We start from the raw sequence: 24,470 nt of genomic DNA, 5'->3' as shown, positions 1-24,470 counted from the left end.
TAGACAATAAATTCGGATATTGCCGTTTGTATGTCTATGTGCTTGACCATACAGGATATGTTTCCACGGCAAATATTCCTTTTGCTGTCATCGAATGATGTTCTGCCGGCTTATGACGAGGTGTCATTTTGTTCGTGAAAAAAGGGGAACGTAGTGCATTTTGTTGTGTTAAAAAATATTACCCGCTATACTAATTCCAAATATATGCACTACTAATCCTATTTTCATGGGCGGGTAGTGACATTTTGATAAATTGGCAAATCGTGGTTGAATGGCTCCCCGGATCGTGTTTGCGGTTCGGGGAGTTTTTCAAAAGCCTAACATGGCAGCAGGAGGTATGTTCAATATTTGGCAAAGCAATCTCGCTATCTTTAAAGTCGGTTCTGAACGTCCGGAAACAAAATCATTCACTCGTGAAGGGCTTATTCCGATCTCCCCGGCAAGCTGTTTTTGGCTCATCCCTTTTTCTTCAAGGGAAAGCTCGATCAGTTCAGCGATTGTTGGTTTTTTTATAGGGAAGTGTTCCTTCTCGTATGCGATTACTATATCGGACATGACGGTGAGCTCCACTGCATTCTTATCGTTTGTAGGAATATTGTCATTGACCAAAGGCAGAAGTTCTTCCACTCTTGCCAACGCAAATTCATATTGTTCTTTTGTTATTTTATTCATAACTAATCCCCCAAAGCTATGTGTGATTTTCATGACTTCTGTTTTATAGAGTTTTCTCAGTTCCTTAGGTGATACAATTCTTATTATCCTTTTTTGGTACAAATATACGAGTCGGTTTAGAAATATAGAATTTATTCGAGACAATATTTAACAAAATGGATTTATCGATTCTTTAATCGTGTTTTTGTGGTCCGGATATTTTTTATTTGAGCTAAATATAGCTTTGTTTCTATAAATTCCCTACTTTTGTGACAATTCCAAGTAGTAGCCTCGGTGGAGGTTGGAACGGAAGGACTTACTGAAAAAGCGAAAAGCGTTTACGATATTATTCCTAATCTAAAGAATCGCCAATTTTTTGTTATGCAGGAATAATAAACAATAAATGCTTGTGCTCTGCTGTATATTCCCTTGTTATGTACAAAGATTATTACAGTTATAGAGCGCAGGCTGTTGTTTTATTATTTGCATAACGGGTGTTTGGCGATACCTTTAGATTAGATAATAAAGTGACAGTTCCTGCGCTTTTCTTATTTTATAATCTTACAAAGTGAATGCCGAACGGAGGGGGACAGGGAGGCGGAGGTTAGGGGTATGAAAAAAACGTTACAGGTCATATTGCTCGTTTTATTAGCTTGTTTGGGTAGTATAAATGAAGTGAGGAGTGAATTGCTTGATCCAGAATTAAAGATGCAACATCCCGAAATCAAATATCTTAATTTTGGCTTTGATTATGATTTAACGTTGCAGGGAGTCAAAGCTGAAATCTCTTGCGAAGACGGAGTTTTGCGCTGGATATTTACTATTCCTGATCTTATCCAGACAAAATCTCTTGCATCTTTAAGTTTTACTTGTGAGGGAGACAATATTCCCATTTCTGTAAATAAACTCTATAGGAAACAACAGGGAGATGTGTATAAATATGATATCCAGTTAGTTTATGATGGTATCGACTTGGGGTTGAAGGATATTAAAGGTGTCTCTAAGATAGTAATAAAACAAGAAAGCAATGACACTTACCGATCTGCGACATCGGAATTTCAAATAAATTTTGATCAAACACACAAATTTGCTGTTCAAATTGTTCCTTGGAATGCTCAAGAGGGAAGTGTACATTGTTATGATGTGAACAATAAATATTATATGTTACAAGGTTCAATTGGATATTTTTTGGATAGTAACTATGGGGAAGGATCTCAATTTAAATTTACTTTTTCGTCTAAACAGGGTTTCCATATTAAAGATGTTAAAGTTAATGGAATTAGTCAAGGATCTATAAATTATTATGTTACAGAATATAGCCAACAGAAGAATTTTTTGATTGAAGTTATTTGGGAGAAAGATTCCGACGATCCTTATATAGAGGTTTTATACAAAGAGGAGAGAGGAACAATAATGGTCAATGATGTGGAAGTAAAGAATGGGCAGAAAGTATCTATAGAGAAAGGTTGTTCTGTTTCTGTTAGAGTTGTACCTAAAGATGGCAGTTGTCGTGGTTGGGTAAAACTTACTCCACAAAGAGAAATTTCAACCATGACAATGGCTGGTAGTAGAACTGATCCTGTTATTTATAAGTTTGATGATTTTGTTGAAAATATGACTTTCGATTATTTGTTTTATCAACTTTACGATGCCAATATAAAAGTTAGTGATGGAGGAGCTTATGATAGTCATAATTGGGTGAAAATTGATGGGAATTGGGTATATCCGGATCCATCGGACCTGCAGACGGTGATTCTTCGTCGTATGACAGGTATTGAAATGGAGTTCTCAAATCAGGAAGGATATTATTTGAAACGGGTTTTGATTGATGGTGCCGATAAGATTACTGAGATTAGTGAGAACAAATTAGTCCTATCTGATCCTCCGAGTGATATTAAAGTTGAATATGCTAAAACTCTTTCTGTTTCGGTTTCTTATAATGAAGGTGGAGCGGTAATGGTGAATGACAAGTCTGTCACATCTGGAAATTCTGTAGCTGTGGATGCTTCAACGGATGTGAAAGTTATGATAACCCCAAATAATGGTTATCACATTAAGCAAGTAAAATTAGGTACAACGGATGTGACTGATCTGGTTCGTGATAACCTATTGACTATTTCTTCTATTTCGGAAAATTCGAATGTGACAGTCATATTTGAAAAGGATGCTCCCGTAATTTATTCAGTAAAGGTTACTTGTTCAAATGGTGGGAGTGTAAAGGTAAACGGCCAATCTGTTACATCCGGAAATTCAATATCCGTGAATGCTTTATCTGATGTCAAAGTGACGATAATACCGGATAAAGGTTATCACTTGAAGTCAATGAAATTGGGAAGTACAGATGTGACAAATCAGATTCAAGATAATGTTTTTACGATTTCTGCTGTTTCTGCGAATGAAGAGATAACGGTTACGTTTGAAAAAGACCTTTATGCAGTAAAGGTGACTTATTCAGCAGGAGGAACTGTGAGATTGAATGATCGGTCTGTTACATCTGGAAGTCCAATATCTGTGGATGCTTTGACTGATGTCAAAATTTCAATAATACCGAATGCTGGTTATCATCTTAAACAAGTAAAAATTGGGGCTGTAGATGATGTTACTGATCAGGTAAATAATAATGTATTGACTATTCCTGCTATTTTAGAAAATAAGGAAGTGACAGTTGTATTTGAAAAGAATGCGGCTACCAGTTTTACTTTTCGAGTTAATGCTTCAGAAGGTGGAAAAGTTAAAGTTGATGGTAAAACAGTAGAAAATGGAAGTTCGGTGACTGTTCCGGTTACAGGAACGAAACTGGAGTTTTTGCCGGATAATAAATATCGTGTGGCTAAAGTACTGCTTGGCTCGAAAGATATAACCGACGAAATAGTTGACAATGTATATAATGTTACTTCTGTCTCTTCCAATATGTCGCTTTCTGTGACGTTTGAAAAGATCCCTACATACAAGTTGAATATAAATATGACAGGAGGAACTGGTAGTATAAAGATTGGGGATAAAACAGTAACGCAGTCAGATTTAATATCAAATTTGCAGGAAGGAACAATGCTTAGTCTCAATTTTTTGCCGGATAATTATTATGAAGTAAAAAGAGTAATTCTTGGAGGAAGTGACATTTCCTCACAAATAAGGAATGGGTATTATGAAATCCAATCCATAGAATCTGATTTGACATTATCAGTAGAATATCAAAGGAAGTCTTATACTTTGACATTGAGTACAATTCAAGGTATTGAAAAAATATATGTGAATCAAAAGGAGTATAAGGATGTCACTCAAATCGAGTTGCTTTCTGGAGAGGCTACAATTTCTGTTTATTCGAATGAACTATATTACATTGGGCAAGTCCTTTTAAGTGGTAAAGTAATTTATGATGATAATAATAATGCCACATCTGCTCATACAGGAAACTTAAAGATAGATATGAATGGGAATAAAGATTTGACTGTTGTTCTGACCTTACGCGAAAAAAGGCAGTTATCGGTAAAGGTAACAAAAGCAGGGACTTTGAATTCATTGTTATCAGAAAATGACAAGCTGTTAGTAACACACCTTATAGTTGAGGGTGATATAGATCAGCGGGATTTTGAAGTTATGAATCAAATGGGATCGCTTTTGGAATTGGATTTAAAGAATACGACTGTCGTAAAATATGGCATTCATTCGGCAAATACAATACCGGATAAGGCTTTTAATTGTAATCAGAAAATTCAATCCATGTATTTGCCAAAGTCAATAGAAGCAATTGGAAATCAGTCTTTTTATGGTTCTGTTATTTCGACATTCCCATCTCTTAATATAGAAATATATGAATATAAATATTTGAAAAAAATTGGAGAAGAGGCTTTTAAAAATTGTAGTCATCTAATTAATGGACCGAGACTTATGTCTGTAGAGCTGATTGAAAAAGGTGCTTTTGAAAATTGTTCAAATATGTATGGAGTCGGAATTTTGCAGAAAGTAAAAGAGATAAAAAATTCTGCTTTTAAAAACTGTGTCAAATGTAGTATACAGTTTACTTCAGGGTCTAATATCGCATGTTTGGAAAAAGTGGGGGATTATGCTTTTGAAAATATGAAAGCTGTTTATTTTGATGATGTCGAGAATTTATCTTATATTGGGTATCAAGCGTTGAAAGGTTGCCAAAATACGTCTTTTAATTTTAGTGATTGCCTAAGTTTGACTGAATTACCCAGTTTTGAAAACTGTTCGAATATGCAATCTATTGTATTCCCTCCTAAAGTTAAGCGAGTTTACTCAAATTCTTTTATTGGATGTAGTTCTCTGCAATCGGTACACATGGCAGGGGATATTTCAATAATAGAAGAGTATGCTTTTAAAGATTGTCCTGCTATAGATTATGTGTATTTGTCCTCAGAAGAGGTTCCACAGGTGTCGTTAAATAGTTTTTGCAATTCTGTTTATCAGTCTGCAAGGTTGTTTGTACCTGTAAACCGTTTGCAATTTTATAAAGAGGATGCCGTTTGGGGCAAATTTAAAAATATACGAACTCATGGAATTGTAACTAACTATGTAATCGAAATATTATTGTCGGAAGGAGGTACTGTCGGAACTCGACAAGACGAAGAAGATTGGGTGTATTGTTATTATGGTTATATGAAAAGGACGGAATCTTCTCGTATATATTTTCATGTCCGACCGGAACGGGGTTTTATAATAGAATCCGTTATTTTGAATGATGCAGATATAACAAATACATTGGATGAAAATAATCAGTTTGTACTTCCTTATTTAATGGAAAATGTTTATTTGTCTGTCAAATTCAAAAAAGAATCTGATCCCACCAGCATCGACCAACTGCCAAACACCACCAAACGCGTTTACCGTTCCGCCCCCAGACGCTTGGCTCTATCCGGTTTTGAAGCCGGTGTTCCGGTGTATGTCTATGATGGCAACGGGCGGCTTGTCGTTTTGAAAACGATCCGGGATAGTGTGGAGGTTGTGGATGTGCCTTCCGATGGACTTTACTTCGTTCGCATAGGAAAGGAATCGTTTAAGGTGATTTTGTAAAAAGGTAAATAGCCGGATTGTAAAGGGTATATCTGAAGGAAGGTCTGTCACTTTCGGATATACCCTTTGTTTTTTCTGTTTGAAAAAGTAGGGAAGGATAATGCTTTTTTCGTATGTTTGTATTGGCTATAATGATGGATAAATAGTAGTATAATAAAAGTAAAAAGTATGCCAGAAATATGTCGTTTTTTTGGAATCATCATAGCAATGTTTGCCGATGACCATAACCCTCCGCATTTCCATATCCGATATGGAGATTATCAGGCTATAGTGACGATTGAAAAAGGAGTGGTGAAAGGAGAAATTCCCAGTAGTGTCTTAAAGCAGGTTTTTCGTTGGATGGAATTGCATAAGGAAGAGTTGATGATGAATTGGGTGCGCTTGCAAAACGGCGAAGAAGTTCATAAAATAAATCCTTTAATATAAAAAGTCATGGAAGAAGATATAGATTTGATAAGAGTGACGAATGTAGATTATGTAGAAGGCTATACGATGGATTTGGAGTTCAGCAACGGGAAAACCAAAAGGATAGATTTCCTGCCTTTGCTCAACGGGAAAATATTTGAGCCTTTGAAAGACATGAAGAATTTCATCCAGTTTGGGCTGACGCATTGGACGATCGAATGGTTCAACGGTGCTGACTTCGCTCCCGATTATTTGTATAAGCAGGGAATTGAGATATAACCCTTTGCTGTTATGTCATTGAAAATAATCCATACCGCCGACTGGCATCTCGGACAAACCTTTTTCGGGTATGACCGCGATGATGAGCATGAGGCATTTCTTTCGTGGTTGACTGACCTGTTGGTGCAACGGCAGACCGATGTCCTGCTGATTGCAGGCGATGTCTTCGATGTTGCCAATCCATCAGCAGCCGCCCAACGTCGTTTTTTCCGGTTTTTGCGGGAAGCGAATCGGCGTAATCCTCATTTGCAGATCGTGGTTATCGCAGGCAATCATGATTCGGCAGCTCGTTTGGAGGCGCCGATACCTTTGTTGGAAGAACTGAATACGTCGATTGTCGGGATTGTCCCGCGAACGGACCTGTGCAAGATCGATTTCGATTCACTTCTGATCCCCTTATATAATAAGGAGGGGAAACGGGAGGCACTTTGCTTGGCTGTTCCCTATCTTCGCCAGGGAGATTACCCCGCTTCGGAGGAAAGGAAAGATACTTATGTGGAAGGGGTTACCCGAATGTACCGCGGGCTCTATGACTATGCCGATAGTCAGAGGCAGCCGGGCGAGGTACTCCTTGCGATGGGACACCTGCATGCGACCGGTGCCGAACTGTCGGAAGATGACCGGAGCGAACGGACTATCATGGGAGGGCTTGAATCGATATCGGTAGAAGCCTTTAACGAGGACTTGGCCTATACGGCTCTCGGGCATATCCACAAGGCACAACGGGTAGGAGGGCGTGAGCATGTACGCTATGCAGGTAGTCCGCTTCCGATGTCTTTCTCTGAACAGCATTATCACCATCAGGTTGTTGCCTTTACCCTCAAAAACGGATGCCTGTCGGATCTCGAAGCAGTGCCCATCCCACTCCGGACCGCCCTGCATCGGATTCCGGCGGAACCGGCATTGCCTGCCGAAGTCCTTTTGCAGCTTTCTGACCTGCCGTTGGCGGAAGAGGGAGCCGACCGCAGCCTATGGCCTTATCTGGAAGTACAGGTGCTGCTGACGGAGCCAGACCCGGGTTTCCGGCATCGGGTAGAGGAGGTGCTGGCGGATAAGGCTGTACGCCTGACTTCTATCATCCCTTCTTATCCGAAAAAGGAGGGAGAGGAAGATTCTCGTCCTTTGTCTTATACGGATTTGCAAAAGATCGCTCCGCTGGATATGCTTCGCCATACTTTTACGAACCGTTTCGGGGGAGATTTGCCGGAAGAGTTGGAGAAGATGTTTAACGATGTAATACGGGAGGTTTCCCTATGAAGATATTAGCGATACGAGGTCGTAACCTGGCCTCGCTGGAAGGTGATTTTGAAATAGACTTTACAGTAGAGCCGTTGCTCTCGGCCGGGATCTTTGCCATTTCCGGACCTACGGGAGCTGGCAAGTCCACGCTTTTGGATGCGATGTGCTTGGCTCTGTTCGCCCGTACGCCTCGTACCGATCAAGCAAAAGAAAATAATGTCAAGCTTCAGGATGTCAGTAATGAACAACTGTCGCAGAGCGATCCCCGTTTCTTGCTGCGGCGGGGGACGGCTTCTGGTTTTGCAGAGGTGGATTTCATGGCCTTGAACGGACACCGCTACCGGACACGCTGGTCGGTGGCGCGGGCGCGTGACAAGGAAAACGGACGGTTGCAGAATCCGCGTCTGGCGTTGTACAACCTCGACAAGGAGGAGGAAGAGCAGGGGACGCGTTCCGATCTGCAAGCCCGTATCATCGAACTGATCGGCCTGACCTTCGAACAGTTTACGCGTTCCGTATTGCTGGCGCAGAACGATTTTTCCACTTTCTTGAAAGCCGAGCAGGGAGAAAAAGCCTCCTTGTTGGAGAAGTTGACCGGAACCGAGCTTTATTCTGCTATTTCCCGCCAGATATTTGAAAGAAATGCGCGGGCGAAAGATGCCTTCGACTTGATCCAATCACGCATACAAGGCATTGAGCTATTGACGGATGAGGAAGAAAACGACTTGCGCACTCGTCTTGCCCAAGCGGAGAAAGAATCGCAGCGGATCGAGAAAGCGAAAGCGGAGCAGCAGGCTCTTCAAGAGGCTGTCCGCTCTGTCGAACAGCAGATTTCTGTCCGCCGGAGGCAGCAAAAAGAGGCTGCCGACAAGTTGGTGCACGCAACGGAATTGTTGTTGGTTGCTCGCCGTGAATACGAAAAGGGAGTGGAGGAGCAGCAACAGTCCGAAGCTCGTTTTAAATCTCTTCAACAGGAGATATTGCAGGCGCGTAAACTGGATATCCAGTTGGATACGGCCATCCGCGACTTGTCACATTCGGAGCAGCAGTTGAAGAATGTTACGCTTCGGAAGGAAGATGCCGAAAAGAAATATCAGGCTGCCGTCCTCCGTCAAAAGCAGGGGGCGGAGGAGATGGTCCGTCTGGCTGCTTGGCGCGAGCGTTATAAGAAGAAGGAACGTATTGCGGAGCAGCTTTCAGCCTTGTTGTTGCACTTGGATGCAGCATCGGTCGCCCGTTCGGGGATGGAAGCGGCCACTCGTTCGATCGAAACGCTCCAGCAGGAGGTTGTGGCGTTGAATAAACAACTTGCCGCTCTGCAACAGGCGAATGCAAACAAACAGCAGGCGTTGAAACGGGCGGAAGAGGAGTATCGGAACCTGGAAGAAGAACTGAAAGCTGTCGATGCACCGGCTTTAGACAAACAGATTGAGAAACTTCGCCAGGAACGAGAACAATTGCTTATCGAACAGGCACGCTTGGAGGCTTCCGGCAACATAAAGGATTTGCGCGGCAGGTTACAGGAAGGGCAACCCTGTCCGGTTTGCGGGAGTACACATCATCCTTTTGCCCATCAGGCACCCGTCGCCCCTGTTTCTGCCCTCACCCTTCAATTGCAGGCTTTATCGGATAAAAAAGAAACCTACATCGCCCATACTCGCCATCTTGCCCGTCTGCAACAGCAGTTGCTTCAACTCCATAAAGAACTTGCAGATAGCGAGGCTGCCTGTAAGGAGATGATCGGCAAGCAACAACTCGCCGCCAGCCGGCAAGAGAGGGAAGAAGTCACTATAAAAGAACAATCCGACCAGTTGGCTCAGTCCCTTTCGGCTGCCGACCTCTTGTTCGGCAATAGCGAATGGCAGAAAGCATGGTTGCAGAATCCGGAAGCCTTTCGTAAAACATTGACAGACTTTGCCCGTCAGTGGCAGGAAAATACCGAGAAACTTCATCAGTTGGAACGGCAGGAGAGCGCCCAAAAAGCCGAATGCGAATCTCTTGCTTCTTTTCTTCCTTCTCTCGAAAAGCAAGCGGAAGAAGCCGGACAGTTCCACGAAAAGAACCATATCGCTTTTTCCTCTTTACAGGCGCAGCGAAAGAAACTACTCGACGGCCGCCCCGCAGATAGTGTGGAGCAGGAGTACACCCGGCGAATGGAAGAACTGAAGGAACGTCTGAAAAAACTGTCGGCTACCCAGACCGAGCAATCCGGCATCGCCGACCAGACGCGTGGCATTGCCGACCAGATCGCAAAGGACTTGGATGAAGCTTCTGCCGACCTACTCCGGAGAAAGGTGGCTTTAGATAAATGGACTGCCGGCTACTTGGCTTCTTCTGATGGACAGCCACTCGAAGCAACCCTGCTCCGCTTTACGCAGGAAAAGACGGAACTTGCTTTCCGGCTTCGTACCCAGACGGAGAACAAGGCGAAAGTTTCCGGTCTACAGGAAGAATTGAATGTCCGGCGTACGGAAAGCGAACGTTGGGCGAAGCTGAACGAATTGGCCGGTTCTGCCGATGGCGCCAAGTTCCGTCGCATAGCGCAAGGATATACGCTTGATATTCTGTTGAACTATGCCAATGTGCAATTGCGTTGCTTGACAAGGCGTTATCGGCTGGAACGGGTTCCCGAAACGCTTGCCTTGCAGGTGATCGACCGGGATATGTGTGATGAGGTGCGTACCGTTCATAGCCTTTCGGGGGGCGAATCGTTCCTTGTTTCGCTGGCACTTGCGCTCGGTTTGTCTTCTCTTTCATCCAACCGGATGAGGGTCGAAAGCCTTTTTATCGACGAAGGTTTCGGGTCCTTGGATGCCGAGACGCTTCGTGTGGCGATGGATGCTTTGGAAAGTTTGCGGACGCAGGGACGCAAGATCGGTGTCATCTCGCATGTGCAGGAAATGACTGAGCGCATCCCCGTCCGCATCTGTGTGAACCGCGCCGGCAATGGACGCAGCTTTCTTGAAGTTTTGTAAAGTTCCAAAATCCCTTGTCCCCACGCTTGATGCGGGGCCGCAAAAGAACAGGCTTTATAAGGTTCGGTTCTCATGCGATCCCGCGTCAAGCGCGAGAATAGGGCTTTCGCCTTTACATATCTTCGACAATAATCCTAAAGCCGACGTTCATCGGTCGTTGCCAAGGCAGGTAGGCTTTACGGACGGCAGATGTGGAGTATTTAGGACGTTCACGCCAAGAGCCGCCACGTACGACTTTCTTTTCGGCAGTCTCTTTGTTTGCCTTTTCTTTTAAAGGATAAGGAATGTAATCGGAGGCCGTCCATTCCGCCACGTTTCCGTTCATGTCGTACAATCCCCAGGGATTGGGGCGGTAAGAGGCGACGGGGCCACTGATCAGTTGATGGTCGTTTACGTTCAGGACTTTCGGCAAGAAATCCCAGAACTTGCGCATGGGATCGTTTGCCCGCATCGGCTTCGGATCTACACCCGTTACCGCCAGATCGACAGTCGTACTGTCTGCCAAGTTCTCGAAAGAGCCGAAGTCGCTGCTCGTCGATCCGAACCAGAAATCATCTGCACTTCCTGCACGTGCCGCCCATTCCCATTGTGTTTCGGTAGGAAGGGAAGTGTTGCAGCCCGACATCTTGCCGAGTTTTTGACAGAAAGCGTTCGCCTCGTCCCAACTGACGCGCACGACTGGCTGTTCGGGTTGGTTGGCCGCATAGCCGGGAGTCGTATGGTCCTTCCAGGTCTGCCCGATGTATCGGCTGTCGTGTTCCGGGAAAAGTGCACGGAACTGTTCGTTCGTGATTTCGGTCGTACTCATCCAGAACCCCTCCTTTACATTTGCCTTAAATGCAGGCGAAGCGGAAGGCGTCCGGTTGTTGCCCATCACAAAGCTACCGGCGGGAATCCATACCAAATCGATATGGACATCCGGAGTGATACTGAGGCGGCGAGTCGTTTCGCCTTTGGCTGCTTGCCGGGTAGTCGCCGTCTGCGTGTCGAACGGGAATCCCTTTACTTTGATTGGGCGGATCGGTTTGGCCGGTTCTTTTATTTCGACTGTCTCTCCGGTCGTCGCTCCGGTAATACCGTCTGCTTTTTTGTTTTCTTTCAGCCAGTTGGCATAGTCGGCGATCTCTTTTTGCCAGTCTACCCGTACTCCGCTGTATTTCTCGGCCAGTTCCATACGACGTTCCACCTGGTTCTTCGGTGATTGAGGCTTTAGGTCGATTTGGGTGAAAGCCCCGTTGTAAGGCGCATTGAGGTCGATCCAGGTATAGAGTGTCCGCATATCTTCCTCTGGAACCTTTACACTGTGGTGTCCGGCTTGCAAGATGCGGATCAGTTCGCTATTGCTCGCGTGGAACTCGGCCGGTTTGAGGACGTAGATATCTGATTCCGGTCCCTGACGGTACACGTACGGATGCAGGTTCAGATAGCTCTGGTCATACTGTTTGTTGATTTTCGTCAATATACCTCTCTTATAAGTGACCATCTGATCCTTTCGGAAGTCCGGTTCGGCATTTTTCCCGTTGTGGCAAGAGACGCAGTTACGGTCCAGTACCGGTTGTACTTCCAGACGGAAAGTGAACGGACGGACACCTCCTTCCGGTGTCTCGAGCCGGCGTGCCTGCTTGGCCGAAGCAATCGTGCGTTTAGGAATGGGTATGCTGTTCTGGTCCTCATGGCAACCGACACAAGAGACGATCTCGCCCGGCATACCCGTCAACCAGCTACGCATCCACTGGATAGCAGCCCCGTCTTTATCCAACGGCTGGATGGAAACCGGCGTGTTGGCTGGAATGGTGAACAGTGCGGAACCGTCTTCCTCGACCGGGACCGTTCCGAGCACGCGCTTGATATCCCATCCGCTTTGTATTCCCTGTGCATCATGGTCGGAAGGAGCTAAGATATAGGCGTACTCATAGGCGAAGATACGGAGTGCCTTGATCGTACCTCGGGGAACACCCTGCGTACCTTCACCTTCATAAATATCTTGGATAAAGACCGTAGCCTCTTTGCTATCCGGCTTGATCTTCGAAGGGATGACAGGAGGTGTTTCACGTTTTACCAGCGGGATGGGAGCAGTCAGGCCTTCTCCTTCCTTCTCGGTGATGAGTGTCAGGTTATCGAAAACGTCAACCAGGTAAATTCCCCACAGGGCATCCTTATCCGGTTTGCAGGCAACTAAAAAATACTTTTCGCTGAGCGGGAACGGCTTCATGAACTGAGGCCAGACACCTTCCACCAATTCGTCTTTGATGATCGGGACGATCGGACGGTCTTTGAACGGCAGTTCTTGTATCATCCCTTTTTCCTCTTTCCGGCTTTTGGCAGGATCGAAGATGACGAGCCGTCCCGAACGTGCCGTCCCGTGATGGCCGGAGATAATGCCGATGAAGCGGCTGCTGTGCTTGGAGAGCGGTTTCATGTCGAACGTGCTGTTCGGAAAGTAGGAGCCGCTGCCGTAGAGTGCTTTGTTTTCCGTCCCATCAGGGTTCATGTGCATCACGATACGGGAGAAATAGTGTGTCAGATCCGTATATTCCCAGCGGGTGTACATAATGCGTCCGTTCGGAATCACGATAGGCGACCAGTTGCCATCCTGGTCGAAGGTGAGGCGGCGTAAAGCACGCGTCTCGGGATCAAAGGAGATAAGGTTGGCTACCACATCGTCGCCATGCACGCAAGGAACGCCGTTGTAACCGATATTGGTCGTTGCCACCACTTTCCCGTCCGGCAGATAATTGGCATCGCAAAACTCTAAATCCGGCTCATCGACGGTGATCTTCTGGTGGAGACCGCTTCCGTCCGTTTTTATTTCGTAAATCTGCCATTTCCGTTTTTCGTCGAGCGAGGAGAAAAGGAGTCGGTCGGCATCCCAGTGGAGTTGTATGTCCGACAGGGGAACATCGGCTTCAGGCTTGTATATACGGCCGCTTTCGATTTGTCCACGTAGGCCTGTGAGCAAGTCGATCTCGGCATCGTAGCCTTTACGCGGATTGGAAAATAGCGAGTTGTAGTTGGCCGTCGAAGTGCCCATAGACGGGCCCATTGCCTTACGGGCCTTGTCGCCTAAACGGTAACGGGCCACTATGACCTTGTCCATATCCAGCAGCGGATTGGCCAGGATGATCTCGCGCTTCAACGCGAGTATTTCTTGGGCTTGGCCAATCACTTCGTCGGCTGCATTGCCGGAAATCTTGCCGGAGAAGGCTTGCCGTACTCCGGGCAGGAGCGTTTCCAGACGGGACAGTTTTTCGTAAAGTGCGGGAGCTTTCTCTCCTAATGCCGTTTTTGTGTCGTCCAGATAGGCACGTATGGCGGTAGGATTTACCCATCGGATTTGCACTCCCAGATCATTAAGCTGCATTTGGCGTAATGAATCCTGTCCGTTCGTTGCGGAAATACCGGATAAGGAAAGGGAGAGGAATGCGAAGAGTAAACAAACTGTATGTCTCATTTGTCTGCTAATTTGTAAATTTCCGATGCAGCCATCAGGAATGCACCTGTACCATAGAGCTCGGTCATGTCGCGTGTCACCTTTTTCGGATCGGCGCCTACCGGCTGGACCCAACCCAATTTTCCGTCCGTTTCAACGGCGCGTGTCAATGCTTCCCAGCCTTTTTTTACGACAGGCAGGTATTTGTCTGCCAGCAGATAACCCTGGTTGATTCCGTATGCCAGGCCGTAGACGATAAATCCGGTCGCGCTTGTTTCGGGCGAAGGATAGCTGTCCGGGTCCAGCAGGCTGGCATGCCAGTAACCGTCTTTCCCTTGCAGCCCGGCGAGGCGCTCGGACATCTCCTTATAAAGTTCGAGATAGAAAGGTCGGAACTCGGTATCTTCCGCCGGCAGCGTCTTCAATATTTCCGCCAATCCGCCGATTACCCAACCGTTGCCGCGTCCCCAGAACACCTTCTTGCCGTTGGCTTCTTTCTGTCCGATATAGCGGCTATCGCGATAGAAGAGATCTTCGTCTTTATCATACAGGTGATTGTAAGTAGCACGAAATTCGCCATCGGCAAAATACATGTATTTGCGGTTGCCGGTCAGTGTGTAGAGCCGCGTGTAGACACCGGGCGCCATGAAGAGGGCGTCACACCAGGTCCAGCGTTCGATCGTGCTGCCTTTGCTGTAATCGAGGTCCATACTTCCGTTGGAAGGGTTGTTCAAAACCCAGTCAGCGCGAGCGATAGTCGGTTTCAGCATATTCTCGTTCTTTTCCTTATTATAGAAATCGATGTAGGTTTGTGCGATACAAACGTCGTCGGCATGATACATCCGGTTAGCGACTTGCCAGCTCTGGCGGTTGAAGATTTTCCGGAGCCAGTCGTAATAGGTATTGTCTCCACTCAGTTCCGCCCAGTCGAACATCCCCATATAAAGCGCCCCGGCGATCCATCCGCGCGGTTCGCTCTTGGCATATTTGTTTTCGGGATAATCCTTGATCTGCCAGTCTGCCACCCGGCGGGCGACGTCCATAACGCTTTGCCGGTTCCAGCCGGCAGCTGTCGTAGTGACGGCGGTATTTGTCGTTTCGGCCTGTGCCGGCAGGTTGTTCACTAAACAGGTACAAGCGCAAAGTGAGAGGCCTGTACAAATGTACTTGATTGTAGTTTTCATGATATTCGTTCTGTTTCTATTTAATTCTGCACCAAAAATAGGAAAGATAAGGCTCAGGATATAATAATATCATCTCAAAATGATTAAAAAATGTACCAAATCCAATGATTCTTATTAAAAAGAAAGGGGATGTTCCTTTGGCTGGAACTCCCCTTTCACCATATAAGTGTGTGTCTGTCAGTAGGTATTCAATGCTTAATACCCCGGATTCTGCGGGAACTCGGCTCCTGTGTTAGAGTCGATGATGGTCTGCGGGATCGGCCACAAAGTGTGGTGTTCGTCCATTGTGTTGCTGTGCGGGTTGTATTTCTTTACGCGCTCAACCAGCTTGCCTGTACGAACCAGCGTAAACCGGCGCAACTCTTCACCGACCAATTCACGGATACGTTCGTCCAGCAGGAAGTCGATCGTGGCATCTTTGGCTGCGATTTCCGGTGCGTTTGCACGTTTGCGGATTACATTGATCGCGTCTGCAGCTCCTTGCGCATTGTTTTGCATCAGACGCGCTTCAGCCAATAACAGATATGTTTCGGCCAGACGGAACTTCATGCGGTCTTTGTTGTTACCGCCGTAGCTCAGGTTTTCAGCTTTTCCGTAAAAGAATTTCGTGACAGCCGGGAATACGGTGAACTTGGTCCATGTATCCTCTGTAATTTCGGCTTTCTTTCCATATTTATCAGAAGAGGTATCATTGTAATACCAGTTCCTCTTGATGTTGTATTCCGAGTTACGGATATCGCTTGAAGCGAAGAAGTCGTTGCTGTCGATCCACCATTTGAATGGGACGATCTGTGCCAGGCCACGTCCGCCTAAAGAGTCTGCCAACACAAAACCGTCTTCGTTATAGTATTTGGGAACCCAGGCACGTTTTGTCCAGTCTTCATATTCCCCGCCGCCTCCGGTCGTGTTATATTCGAGCTGCATTACCCAGATACTTTCCATATTGCCGGAAGTACGGTTCTGGTTGTACTCTTTAAACATATCGGAGAAAGGATCACCGGCTTTATCTTTTTCCGCACCGAAGCGTGAAGTCATCAGATTGAAGTAACCGCAATCGATTACGGCTTTTGCAGCTGCTTCCGCTTCCGCATACTTGCCTGCCATGAGGTATACTTCCGAAAGCATATGCTGGGCAGCCCATTTAGTCAATTGTCCAACTTCGACCTTATCGGGATCTTCCGGAAGATTTGCAATTGCAAACTGCAAGTCTTCGATCATCTTGCCTAAAACTTCCGCTTTCGGCGTACGGGTAAAGTCTATACGGAAATTCTTTTCAATTTTGTCGACATATGGAACATCTCCGTACAAATATACCAGATACCGGTAAGCATAAGCACGGAAGAAGCGGGCGACAGCCTGATAATAGGCTTTGTCGGTCGGTTCGTCCCAGTTGACGTCACCTTCCGAATATTCGAGGATTTCATTTGCAGAGGCAATCAGACCATATCCCCAGTTCCAATAGGACGTGACAAACGTGGTAGAAGAGGTATAGGATAAATTCTCAAAAGGAACCAGTGAACCGTCGCCATGACCGGCATAGACAATGTCGGTTGCAACCTGGAACGATTCGTACGGGCAAGCTTGTCCCTGGCTTGTGGTAGCCTCTCCCCATGTGTTAAACTCAGAACGGGCCCAACCGTACAGTCCGTTTACGCCGACTTCGAAGCCATAGCTGCTTGTGTATGTATTGTCCGGAGCCAGCGAGCTTTTTAGCTCTTCATCCAGAAAACCAGAACAACCGGTTGATGTCACCAATAAAAATGCGGCAGCGGCAGTTGCTAATATATTTTTCATATTCAAATTCGATTATAATGTTAGAAAGTAAGATTTAATCCAAACATGTAAGAACGGGCTGTCGGATAAGTAACGAGGATGTTTCTGTTGTTATCGTTATCTTCCAAGTTCAACCAGTTGTCGATGTTGCTGAAAGTATAGAGGTTATTGACACTTGCATTGATACTCAGCGAACTGATTCCAATCGTGCTTAAAACAGTCTTCGGGAACGTGTATCCGATCGTGATGTTCTTGATATTGACATAATTCATCTTTTTGTAGAATGAGTGTTTGTCGTAAGGAACATAAGCCGGAGAGGTCATTTCGTTTGTCGGATTTTCCGGTGTCCAGTAGTCCATACCACTTATGTAGTTGTATGTCGGCATCCAGCGATCGAAGTTGTAGTCATGCAATTCTTTTGTCTGTCCGAACACTCCGTTCAGCAAGAAAGAGAAATAGATGTTTTTGTAATCGAAGCGGTTACCCATTGACAGCAGAAAGCTCGGTAGTTTAGAACCAATGATTTTCTTATCGTCGGCCGTGATGGAGCCGTTTCCGTCTTTGTCTTCCAGTTTAGCAGAACCGGGAACAGCACCTTTCTGGTATTCTTTTCCTTCTTCATTCAGGAACTTGCCGCTTTCGGCATCCCAGCTGATCGTATGTCCATTCTCAACGTATGTTTCGTTTTCCTGCCATGTCCCGACAACATTGTAATCGTAGAATACGCGCAGCGGTTCTCCGATGAACCATTTGTTTGTGATATCGTCTTTACCGTCGCCGCGCAGTTCGATAATCTTGTCACGGTTCAGTGAGAAGTTGACGTTCGTAGTCCAGCTGAAATCATTGTTCTGGAAGTTGACAGAGTTCAATGCGATTTCAACCCCCTTGTTACGGGTTTTACCTACGTTGTCCATGATGGATTTGTAACCGTTCATGTAAGGGACCGTACGGCTCATCAACAAGTCGCTTGTGTTGACCACATACACGTCGATGTTACCGGAAAGGCGGCCATTGAAGAAGCTGAAGTCGATACCGGCATTGACCGTGCGTGAAGTTTCCCATTTCAAGTTCGGGTTGCCGACCCCATCGGTAGGCAAGTAAGAACCGTTTACAACAGTACCGTGGTCGCCCCAAATATAGTTTGTCAGTTTCAAACGGTCAAGTGTCTGATAAGGGTTGATAGCCTGGTTACCGTTAGAACCCCATGACAGACGGACCTTTAACATATCCATCCAGTTTGACTGGTTCTCCATGAATTCTTCGGAAGACATGTTCCATGCTGCAGCAACAGAGGGGAAGAATGCATATTTGTTGTTCTTACCGAATGCAGAGTAACCGTCGGAACGGCCGGTAAGTGTCAGCAAATATTTATTTGCATAAGAATAGTTCAAACGTAACATATAGGACAGCATCGCTGTTTCCGTAAGCTTGGAAGTGATTTCCTTGTTCTTTTCAGCACCGGCCATATTATGGTATTCGGAATCGTCGTTTACAAAGCTTTCACCGGATTCTTTAGCTTCCTTTTTACTTGTTTCCTGCATACTGAACAAGGCTGTGGCATCGATTTTATGCAGGCCGAATGTTTTATTGTATTTCAAGAGATTTTCCCATGTGTAATCGTAATAGTGGATATTCTCTATGGAGGCAGAACCGTTTACTTTACTACCGGAAAGCGTGTTTCTTCCGTAATAAGTTCCTTCGAACTCGTTACGATAGTTGTAACCGAAGTTTGTGCGGAATGACAGACCTTCGATAGGGAATTGAATTTCTGCAAAAGTAGAAATAAATACGTTGCGGTTTGTCTTATCGTTTGTCGCATTTATGTTAGCCATCGGATTATAGAACAATGTCTGGTCCATCGGATAATCGACGTAGCGCCCTTCTTCATCTTTGTAGATACCGTAAGGACTCATTTTCAGGCCGGCTTCCAGGTAAGGCTGTTCTCCTCCGAATTCCTTCTGGACAGCTTGTGTACCCATTCCGACAGTTAACCATTTATTTAAAACCTGTGTAATGTTCAATGCGATGTTGGTACGTTTTAACCCTGTATTTTCCATAACACCATCTTCTTTCAGGTGAGAGATCGATGCCATATAGGTTGTTGCGTCTGTTCCACCGGAAATGCTGATCTGATGACTGGTGGTTAAAGCATTGCGGAACATGATGTCCTGCCAGTCCAGTTCCGAACCGTTCTGATAATTTGCACGTTCGCTTGGGTTCAGGAGTACAAGCGGATCGAGCTGATCTCCGGAATAACCGTATTTCATGCGGTTGTAGTCCTGCGTGTATTTTACATATTCGGCACCTTTCATCATGTCGATGCGACGTTGTGCCTGTTGCATGCCGACTTGTCCTTTGTAGCTTACGGTCGGTGCTCCTTTTTTACCTTTTTTAGTCTGGATCAGGATGACACCGTTCGCACCGCGTGAACCGTAAATGGCAGCTGAAGATGCATCTTTCAATACGGACATGTTCTCGATGATATCCGGATCGATGTCACCTAATGAACCGCTGTAAGGAATACCGTCCATGACGATCAAAGGGGAGTTGTCTGCACTCAACGAGTTTTCACCACGGACACGCAGTGACTGGTCTTCGCCCGGTTTGGCGTTGCCGGTCGTGACATTCATACCCGGAATCTGTCCGGCCAATTTATCCATCAAGTTGTTTGTCGTGACCATTTGGAGCTTTTCTTCGCCAACTGCCACGATACCGCCCGTCAAGTCTGATTTGCGCTGCGAACCGTAACCTACGACTACCACTTCGTCCAACTTTTGTGTGTCTTCAGACAGTTTGATGTTGAAAACCGTTTGATTTCCCACTTTGAATTCCTGGCTCGTAAATCCGATGTAGGAAATCTGGATGACTGCATCTTTCGATGACACGGTCAGCGTGAACTTACCATCCACGTCTGTGATGACACCGTTGGTCGTTCCTTTTTCGATGACGTTTGCCCCGATAATCGGCCCCATACTGTCATTGATCGTACCGGAAACTTTGACATCCTGCGCATATACCTGTACGGATACAAACGCCATAAAGAGTAGTAATAAGGAAAGAAATCTGTTCTTCCCGTTTGCCTTTTCGTTGGGAGGCAAATTCCCTCGTAGTTGTCTGTTCATGCCTTTCATAATTTATTAGCACATTAAACAATTAGTAATTAACCTGTCGGTCCTATTTATTTTTTGTGTCAAAAGAATGAAAGATGCAAGCCAAGCGCGTGTATTTTTATTCCAAAAGGGGATAAAAACATACCAACGTGCTAAAAAACATTTATTTTGATGAAATTTGATAGAAATACCCTTAGTTTTGAGATTCTGTTTCCTGATATTCTGTCGGCGACATTCCATAGACAGCCTTGAAACTGCGGGCAAAATACGAACGGCTACTGAAACCGATGTGCTGGGCTATTTCGGAAACGTTCATGTCCGATTCCTTTAGTAATTTCGCCCCAGCCTCCAGGCGGATGTTTTTGATCAGTTCGATAGGAGAAAGCCCGGTTACCGTCTTTACTTTCCTGTAAAAGTTAGTCCGGCTCATTCCCAATGCTTCATAAATGACCGACACGTCGAGTTCGGGATTCGATATATTGGCTTTTACAATCTCGATATATCGGGCGAGGAAATCGTCGTGCTCTTTCGGCTCTTCAACTCCGAACTGTTTGAGGGAAAGCGTTTCCCCGTACATCGTCTTCATTTTCTCGCGCAGGGAAAGGATGTTCCGGATGCGGGCTTTGAGCAAAGATATCTGGAACGGTTTGACGATATAGTCGTCTGCGCCGGCATCCAGGCCTTCTTCGATTTGTGATATCATCGATTTGGCGGTAAGTAGGATAACCGGTATATGGCAATAGTTTTGGTTTTCTTTGATACGTTTGCAAAGTTCGAGCCCGTTCATTTCGGGCATCATGACGTCGCTGATGACGATATGAGGATATGATTCCTCGATCATCGCCAATGCCTCTTTGCCATTGAATGCCTTGACCACGACATAGTCCAGGCAGAGTTGTTGTTCCAGATATTGAAGCACTTCCTGGTTGTCGTCGGCCAGCAAGATGGTCTGCTTGTTTTTGTTCCGAGTCTCTTCGACCAGCAAATCGAACTTTTTGCTGATTTCAGCAGATTTGGACAGGACGGGAGATTCGTCTTGCCCTTCTTCCTGCTTCTCGGTGTCGGGAAGAAGGAAGAGGAAACGAGTGCCTTCCGCTTCCGAGCTTTCGGTCCAGATGCAACCGTTATGCTGCAAAATGATGGAGCGTGTCAGGCTAAGCCCGATGCCTGTACCGGAAATCTGCCGGTGTATATCTTCTTGCGAACGGTAGAAAGGTTCGAAAATCTTTTCCGCTTCCTGTTCGCTGAATCCTTTACCAGTGTCGGCCACTTCGATAAACAAGTATCTGGCTTCTACCAGAATGGAGCTGTATTGAGCCGGGAAATGGGGGAGCAGTTCGCATTCTGCTTGTGTGATCGTACTGACACGGATGGTCACCTGTCCTTCTGAAGGTGTGAATTTGAAGGCATTGGAGAGCAAATTGAAGAATATCTTTTCGATTTCCGCCTCATCGAAACAAACCTGGTAGGTTTCCGGCAGCTCGTTGTCCAACGTGAAACGGATTTCCCTGTTGCCCGCCACACTCTCGAAGGAGTGATACATCTCGCGGATAAAGGCGGAGAAGTTGAAACTGGTCTTTTGCAGGATCGTTTTACCGGCCTCGTATTTTTGTATATCCATCAGGTTGTTGACTAAGAGTAACATCCGTCCGGTGTTCTTTTTGATCAGCTGAAGTGTCTCCTTTATTTCGGGCGAGAACGAGACGTACTGCATCAGGTCGTTTAGCGGGTTGATGATGAGCGTCAGGGGAGTACGCAGTTCGTGTGAGAAATTGGTGAACATGCGCATTCGTTCCTCATGCAGCTCGTTGACCTTATCCTGCTCCATCTGTTTGTAGCGAAGTTCCCGTTCCCGTTCATGCTTGTCGTGTTGGTGGCGGATGATTTTCACAATGATGAATGTGATGATACTGAAGTATAGGAGATAAGCCCACCAAGTCTTGTAAAAGGGCGGATCGATCGTGATGCGTAGTGTCGCTTCTTCGGAGTTCCATACGTTGTCGTTGTTGGAGGCTTTGATCCGGAACGTGTAAGTGCCGGGGGCCAAATTGCTGTAATAGGCTTCCCGCCGGTTGCCGACCGTGTGCCACGTCGGGTCGGCTCCTTCCAACTTGTAGGCATACTGGTTCCGTTCGGAATGGATAAAGTTTAACGCCGTGTATCTGAACGTGATGCTATTCTGGTCGGAAGCAAGCGTAATGCCTCCGTCCTCAATCTCTCCCGTCACGTCGTCTTTGTTATTTACAATCAGGGAAGTGATATATACGGGTGGAATGTTGGGGTTCACCATGATCTTGTCCGGATTGAAGAAAAGGATTCCTTTGTCTCCAGGAAAATAGATGCTGCCGTCGTCAGAAATGCTGTTGCCTGAAAATCGTGTAAACTCCATTGCAGGAATATCGGCTATCTTCATTTCGTTGAAAATATCGGTCGTACGATTCAGTTTGTACAGAGATTTTCCCGTCGTCACCCAGATATTTTGATGTCGGTCGATAGTCAGCGAGTTAATGTAACTGTCGGACAGCCCGTCCTCTTTCTGATAATGTTTGGCCAGTTTCAGGTTCCGGTTCAGGCGGTATAAGCCGTTTTTATTGGTCGCAATCCAGACGTTGCCTTCGTTGTCCTGCGTAATGGCCGTGATATTCCCCAACTTCTCGAACTTAGGATTCGGTTGCAGTTCGGTGGAAAGATTGCGGACGGTTTCTTTCTTGATGTCGTACAGGTAAAGGCTGTCGGACAATGTGCCGAACAAAAACAGGTCTGGTTCGAGTTCATGGATCACGGTGACCCATCTGAAAGGACGGGAAACACCATCGGCCATGAACCGATTGACCTGCTTCCCCCTGTCGACCATCACCAAGTCCTGGCTGCTGTTTGTCGGTATCCAGAGCCGTCCTTTTTTGTCGATGTATAGGGAGAAAATGTCGTTGTGCCGGAAGTCGTACAGCTTTTTATACTGTTTGTCACGGATAGAGAACAAATAGACCGATCCGAAATGCGTGGAACACAAAATCGAGTCTCCCTGTATCAGGATCGATTTTATGATATTGATCTCGTAATTCCCTTCGTGAAGAGGTTTGATGGGATAAAGCTGTTGCCGCCCGCTTTCCGGGTTATAGTAAAACAATCCGGCACCTTCTGTTGCAAACCACATGTTTCCGTTCTTGTCTTGTTGGCCTTTGCCGATGATACCGGCATATTCGTTTGGCGTGATATAGGAAACCGGCCTGTAAAAGGGACTGTGATAGTTGACTCCCGCCGAATAGGTCCCGATCCAAAGTGTCTGGTCTTTGTCGATCATCATGCTATGGATGGAGTAATGACTCAGTCCTCCTTTCCCGGCGATATTGATATCTGCCGGAGCGATGGCAAGCTCTTTTTTATCCAGTATGTTCAAACCCCGGAACGTTCCGATCAGAATGGAACTGTCGCTATAGGGGACGAGTGTGCGTATCGAGTTGTTGCTGAGGCAGGTGTTGTCTTTGTGCAACCAGGTAAAAGTCTGCCTCTCTTTGTTGAAAAGGCAGATTCCGGCTTCGTCCAGCCCCAGCCATATGTTTCCGCCCTCGTCCGGCAGTATGGCTGTTATGGTACCGTCGACTGGTATATGTTGTTTTAGTTTCCAGTTTCCGGAATAGATGTACAAGCCGCTGCTCTCCGTTCCGATATAGATGTCCTCGTCCGGAGCTTGTGCTACGGAGTGGGCCGGTGAAGAGATTACCGTGTCGGGCAAGATCGGTTCGACTGTCTGGTCCATGCTGCATTTGAATATGGACTGGTTGCAGAAAGCATAGACATTTCCGTCGGAATGCTTCAATAGTCGTACTGCGGCGTTGGTGGTGCATTCTTTGTCGATGCTTTTGGGGTAGAAACGGATTATCTTTTTGGTTGTATGATCGATGCAGTTGATCCCGTTTGAAGTTGCGATCCAGATATTCTTCCGGTCGTCTTCAGCAAATCCCCGGATATAGTTGTCGGTCAATGTGGCGTTGTTGTTTACCTCATTCTGATAGATGACAAATTCATACCCGTCATAGCGGTTTGCTCCGTTGCGTGTCCCGAACCAGATGTAGCCGTCCGAATCTTGGAAAATATCAAGAACGGAAACTTGCGACAGGCCATCTTCTACTCCCAGGTGGGAGAAGAAGAAATTTATGCTATATGCCGGGGTTGCATATAGCATAACCATATATATGATGAATGCGGTATAGAGTCTTTTTATCATTTGTAGTTTTTATTAAATTAGACCTTTATAGGGGTGTAACTCTGCAAAGATAACGATTTAGAGACGATCTTGAACAGGATTGAGATGATTTTACACGGTGGATTTGTCAGGTAATCCTATTTTTGTAACTCAATCAATTAAAACATCATGAATAAACGAGTATTA

At 45.9% G+C, this 24,470-nt stretch carries 11 protein-coding genes; 5 read left to right on the top strand and 6 right to left on the bottom strand.

The features are described 5' to 3' along the window. Nucleotides 1–309 precede the first annotated feature (309 nt). Nucleotides 310–672 (bottom strand): helix-turn-helix domain-containing protein, encoded by a 363-nt coding sequence (locus tag NQ564_RS08750; RefSeq protein WP_039848258.1) that lies wholly within the window; start codon nucleotides 670–672, stop codon nucleotides 310–312. Between the two features lie 591 nt (nucleotides 673–1,263). Between NQ564_RS08750 and NQ564_RS08745 the strand changes: the two genes are divergently transcribed. The 5 genes from NQ564_RS08745 (at nucleotide 1,264) to NQ564_RS08725 (ending at nucleotide 10,583) form a co-directional block, all read left to right on the top strand. Beyond that, nucleotides 1,264–5,685 (top strand): leucine-rich repeat protein, encoded by a 4,422-nt coding sequence (locus tag NQ564_RS08745; protein ID WP_008150232.1) that lies wholly within the window; start codon nucleotides 1,264–1,266, stop codon nucleotides 5,683–5,685. Between the two features lie 168 nt (nucleotides 5,686–5,853). Further along, nucleotides 5,854–6,111, top strand: a complete 258-nt coding sequence (locus tag NQ564_RS08740) for a DUF4160 domain-containing protein (protein ID WP_008150229.1) — start codon at nucleotides 5,854–5,856, stop codon at nucleotides 6,109–6,111. A gap of 6 nt (nucleotides 6,112–6,117) precedes the next feature. Continuing rightward, a complete protein-coding gene (locus NQ564_RS08735; protein WP_008150227.1) occupies nucleotides 6,118–6,369 on the top strand; it encodes a DUF2442 domain-containing protein in 252 nt (83 codons plus the stop codon). 12 nt (nucleotides 6,370–6,381) lie between these two features. Continuing rightward, nucleotides 6,382–7,626, top strand: coding sequence for an exonuclease SbcCD subunit D (locus NQ564_RS08730; protein WP_008150226.1), 1,245 nt, complete (start codon nucleotides 6,382–6,384; stop codon nucleotides 7,624–7,626). Continuing rightward, the gene (locus NQ564_RS08725) at nucleotides 7,623–10,583 is read left to right on the top strand and encodes an AAA family ATPase (protein WP_008150224.1); all 2,961 of its coding nucleotides are present in this window, start codon (nucleotides 7,623–7,625) and stop codon (nucleotides 10,581–10,583) included. Before NQ564_RS08730 ends, NQ564_RS08725 begins: the two co-directional genes overlap by 4 nt. A gap of 112 nt (nucleotides 10,584–10,695) precedes the next feature. Here the strand turns inward: NQ564_RS08725 and NQ564_RS08720 are convergent, their stop codons facing one another. The 5 genes from NQ564_RS08720 to NQ564_RS08700 form a co-directional block, all read right to left on the bottom strand. Continuing rightward, entirely contained in the window at nucleotides 10,696–14,034 is a 3,339-nt protein-coding gene (locus tag NQ564_RS08720; protein ID WP_039848224.1) for an SUMF1/EgtB/PvdO family nonheme iron enzyme, read from the bottom strand. Beyond that, on the bottom strand, nucleotides 14,031–15,197 hold the full coding sequence (locus NQ564_RS08715) for a glycoside hydrolase family 88/105 protein (protein WP_129650027.1): 1,167 nt from the start codon (nucleotides 15,195–15,197) through the stop codon (nucleotides 14,031–14,033). Before NQ564_RS08715 ends, NQ564_RS08720 begins: the two co-directional genes overlap by 4 nt. Nucleotides 15,198–15,392: 195 nt before the next feature. Then, nucleotides 15,393–16,991, bottom strand: coding sequence for a RagB/SusD family nutrient uptake outer membrane protein (locus tag NQ564_RS08710; RefSeq protein WP_008150216.1), 1,599 nt, complete (start codon nucleotides 16,989–16,991; stop codon nucleotides 15,393–15,395). A 20-nt stretch (nucleotides 16,992–17,011) separates the two neighbouring features. Beyond that, nucleotides 17,012–20,092: a SusC/RagA family TonB-linked outer membrane protein gene (locus tag NQ564_RS08705; RefSeq protein WP_039848256.1), complete on the bottom strand. Its 3,081-nt coding sequence runs from the start codon at nucleotides 20,090–20,092 to the stop codon at nucleotides 17,012–17,014. Nucleotides 20,093–20,273: 181 nt separating this feature from the next. Next, nucleotides 20,274–24,305 carry a hybrid sensor histidine kinase/response regulator transcription factor gene (locus NQ564_RS08700; RefSeq protein WP_021861880.1) on the bottom strand — a complete coding sequence of 1,344 codons (4,032 nt, stop codon included), beginning with the start codon at nucleotides 24,303–24,305 and terminating at the stop codon, nucleotides 20,274–20,276. Nucleotides 24,306–24,470 lie beyond the last annotated feature (165 nt).

The organism is Parabacteroides johnsonii DSM 18315 (genome assembly GCF_025151045.1).
GTDB lineage: Bacteria > Bacteroidota > Bacteroidia > Bacteroidales > Tannerellaceae > Parabacteroides > Parabacteroides johnsonii.
The sequence above is the reverse complement of the archived record's forward strand: the minus strand, read 5'-3'. Positions and strand labels throughout refer to the sequence as shown.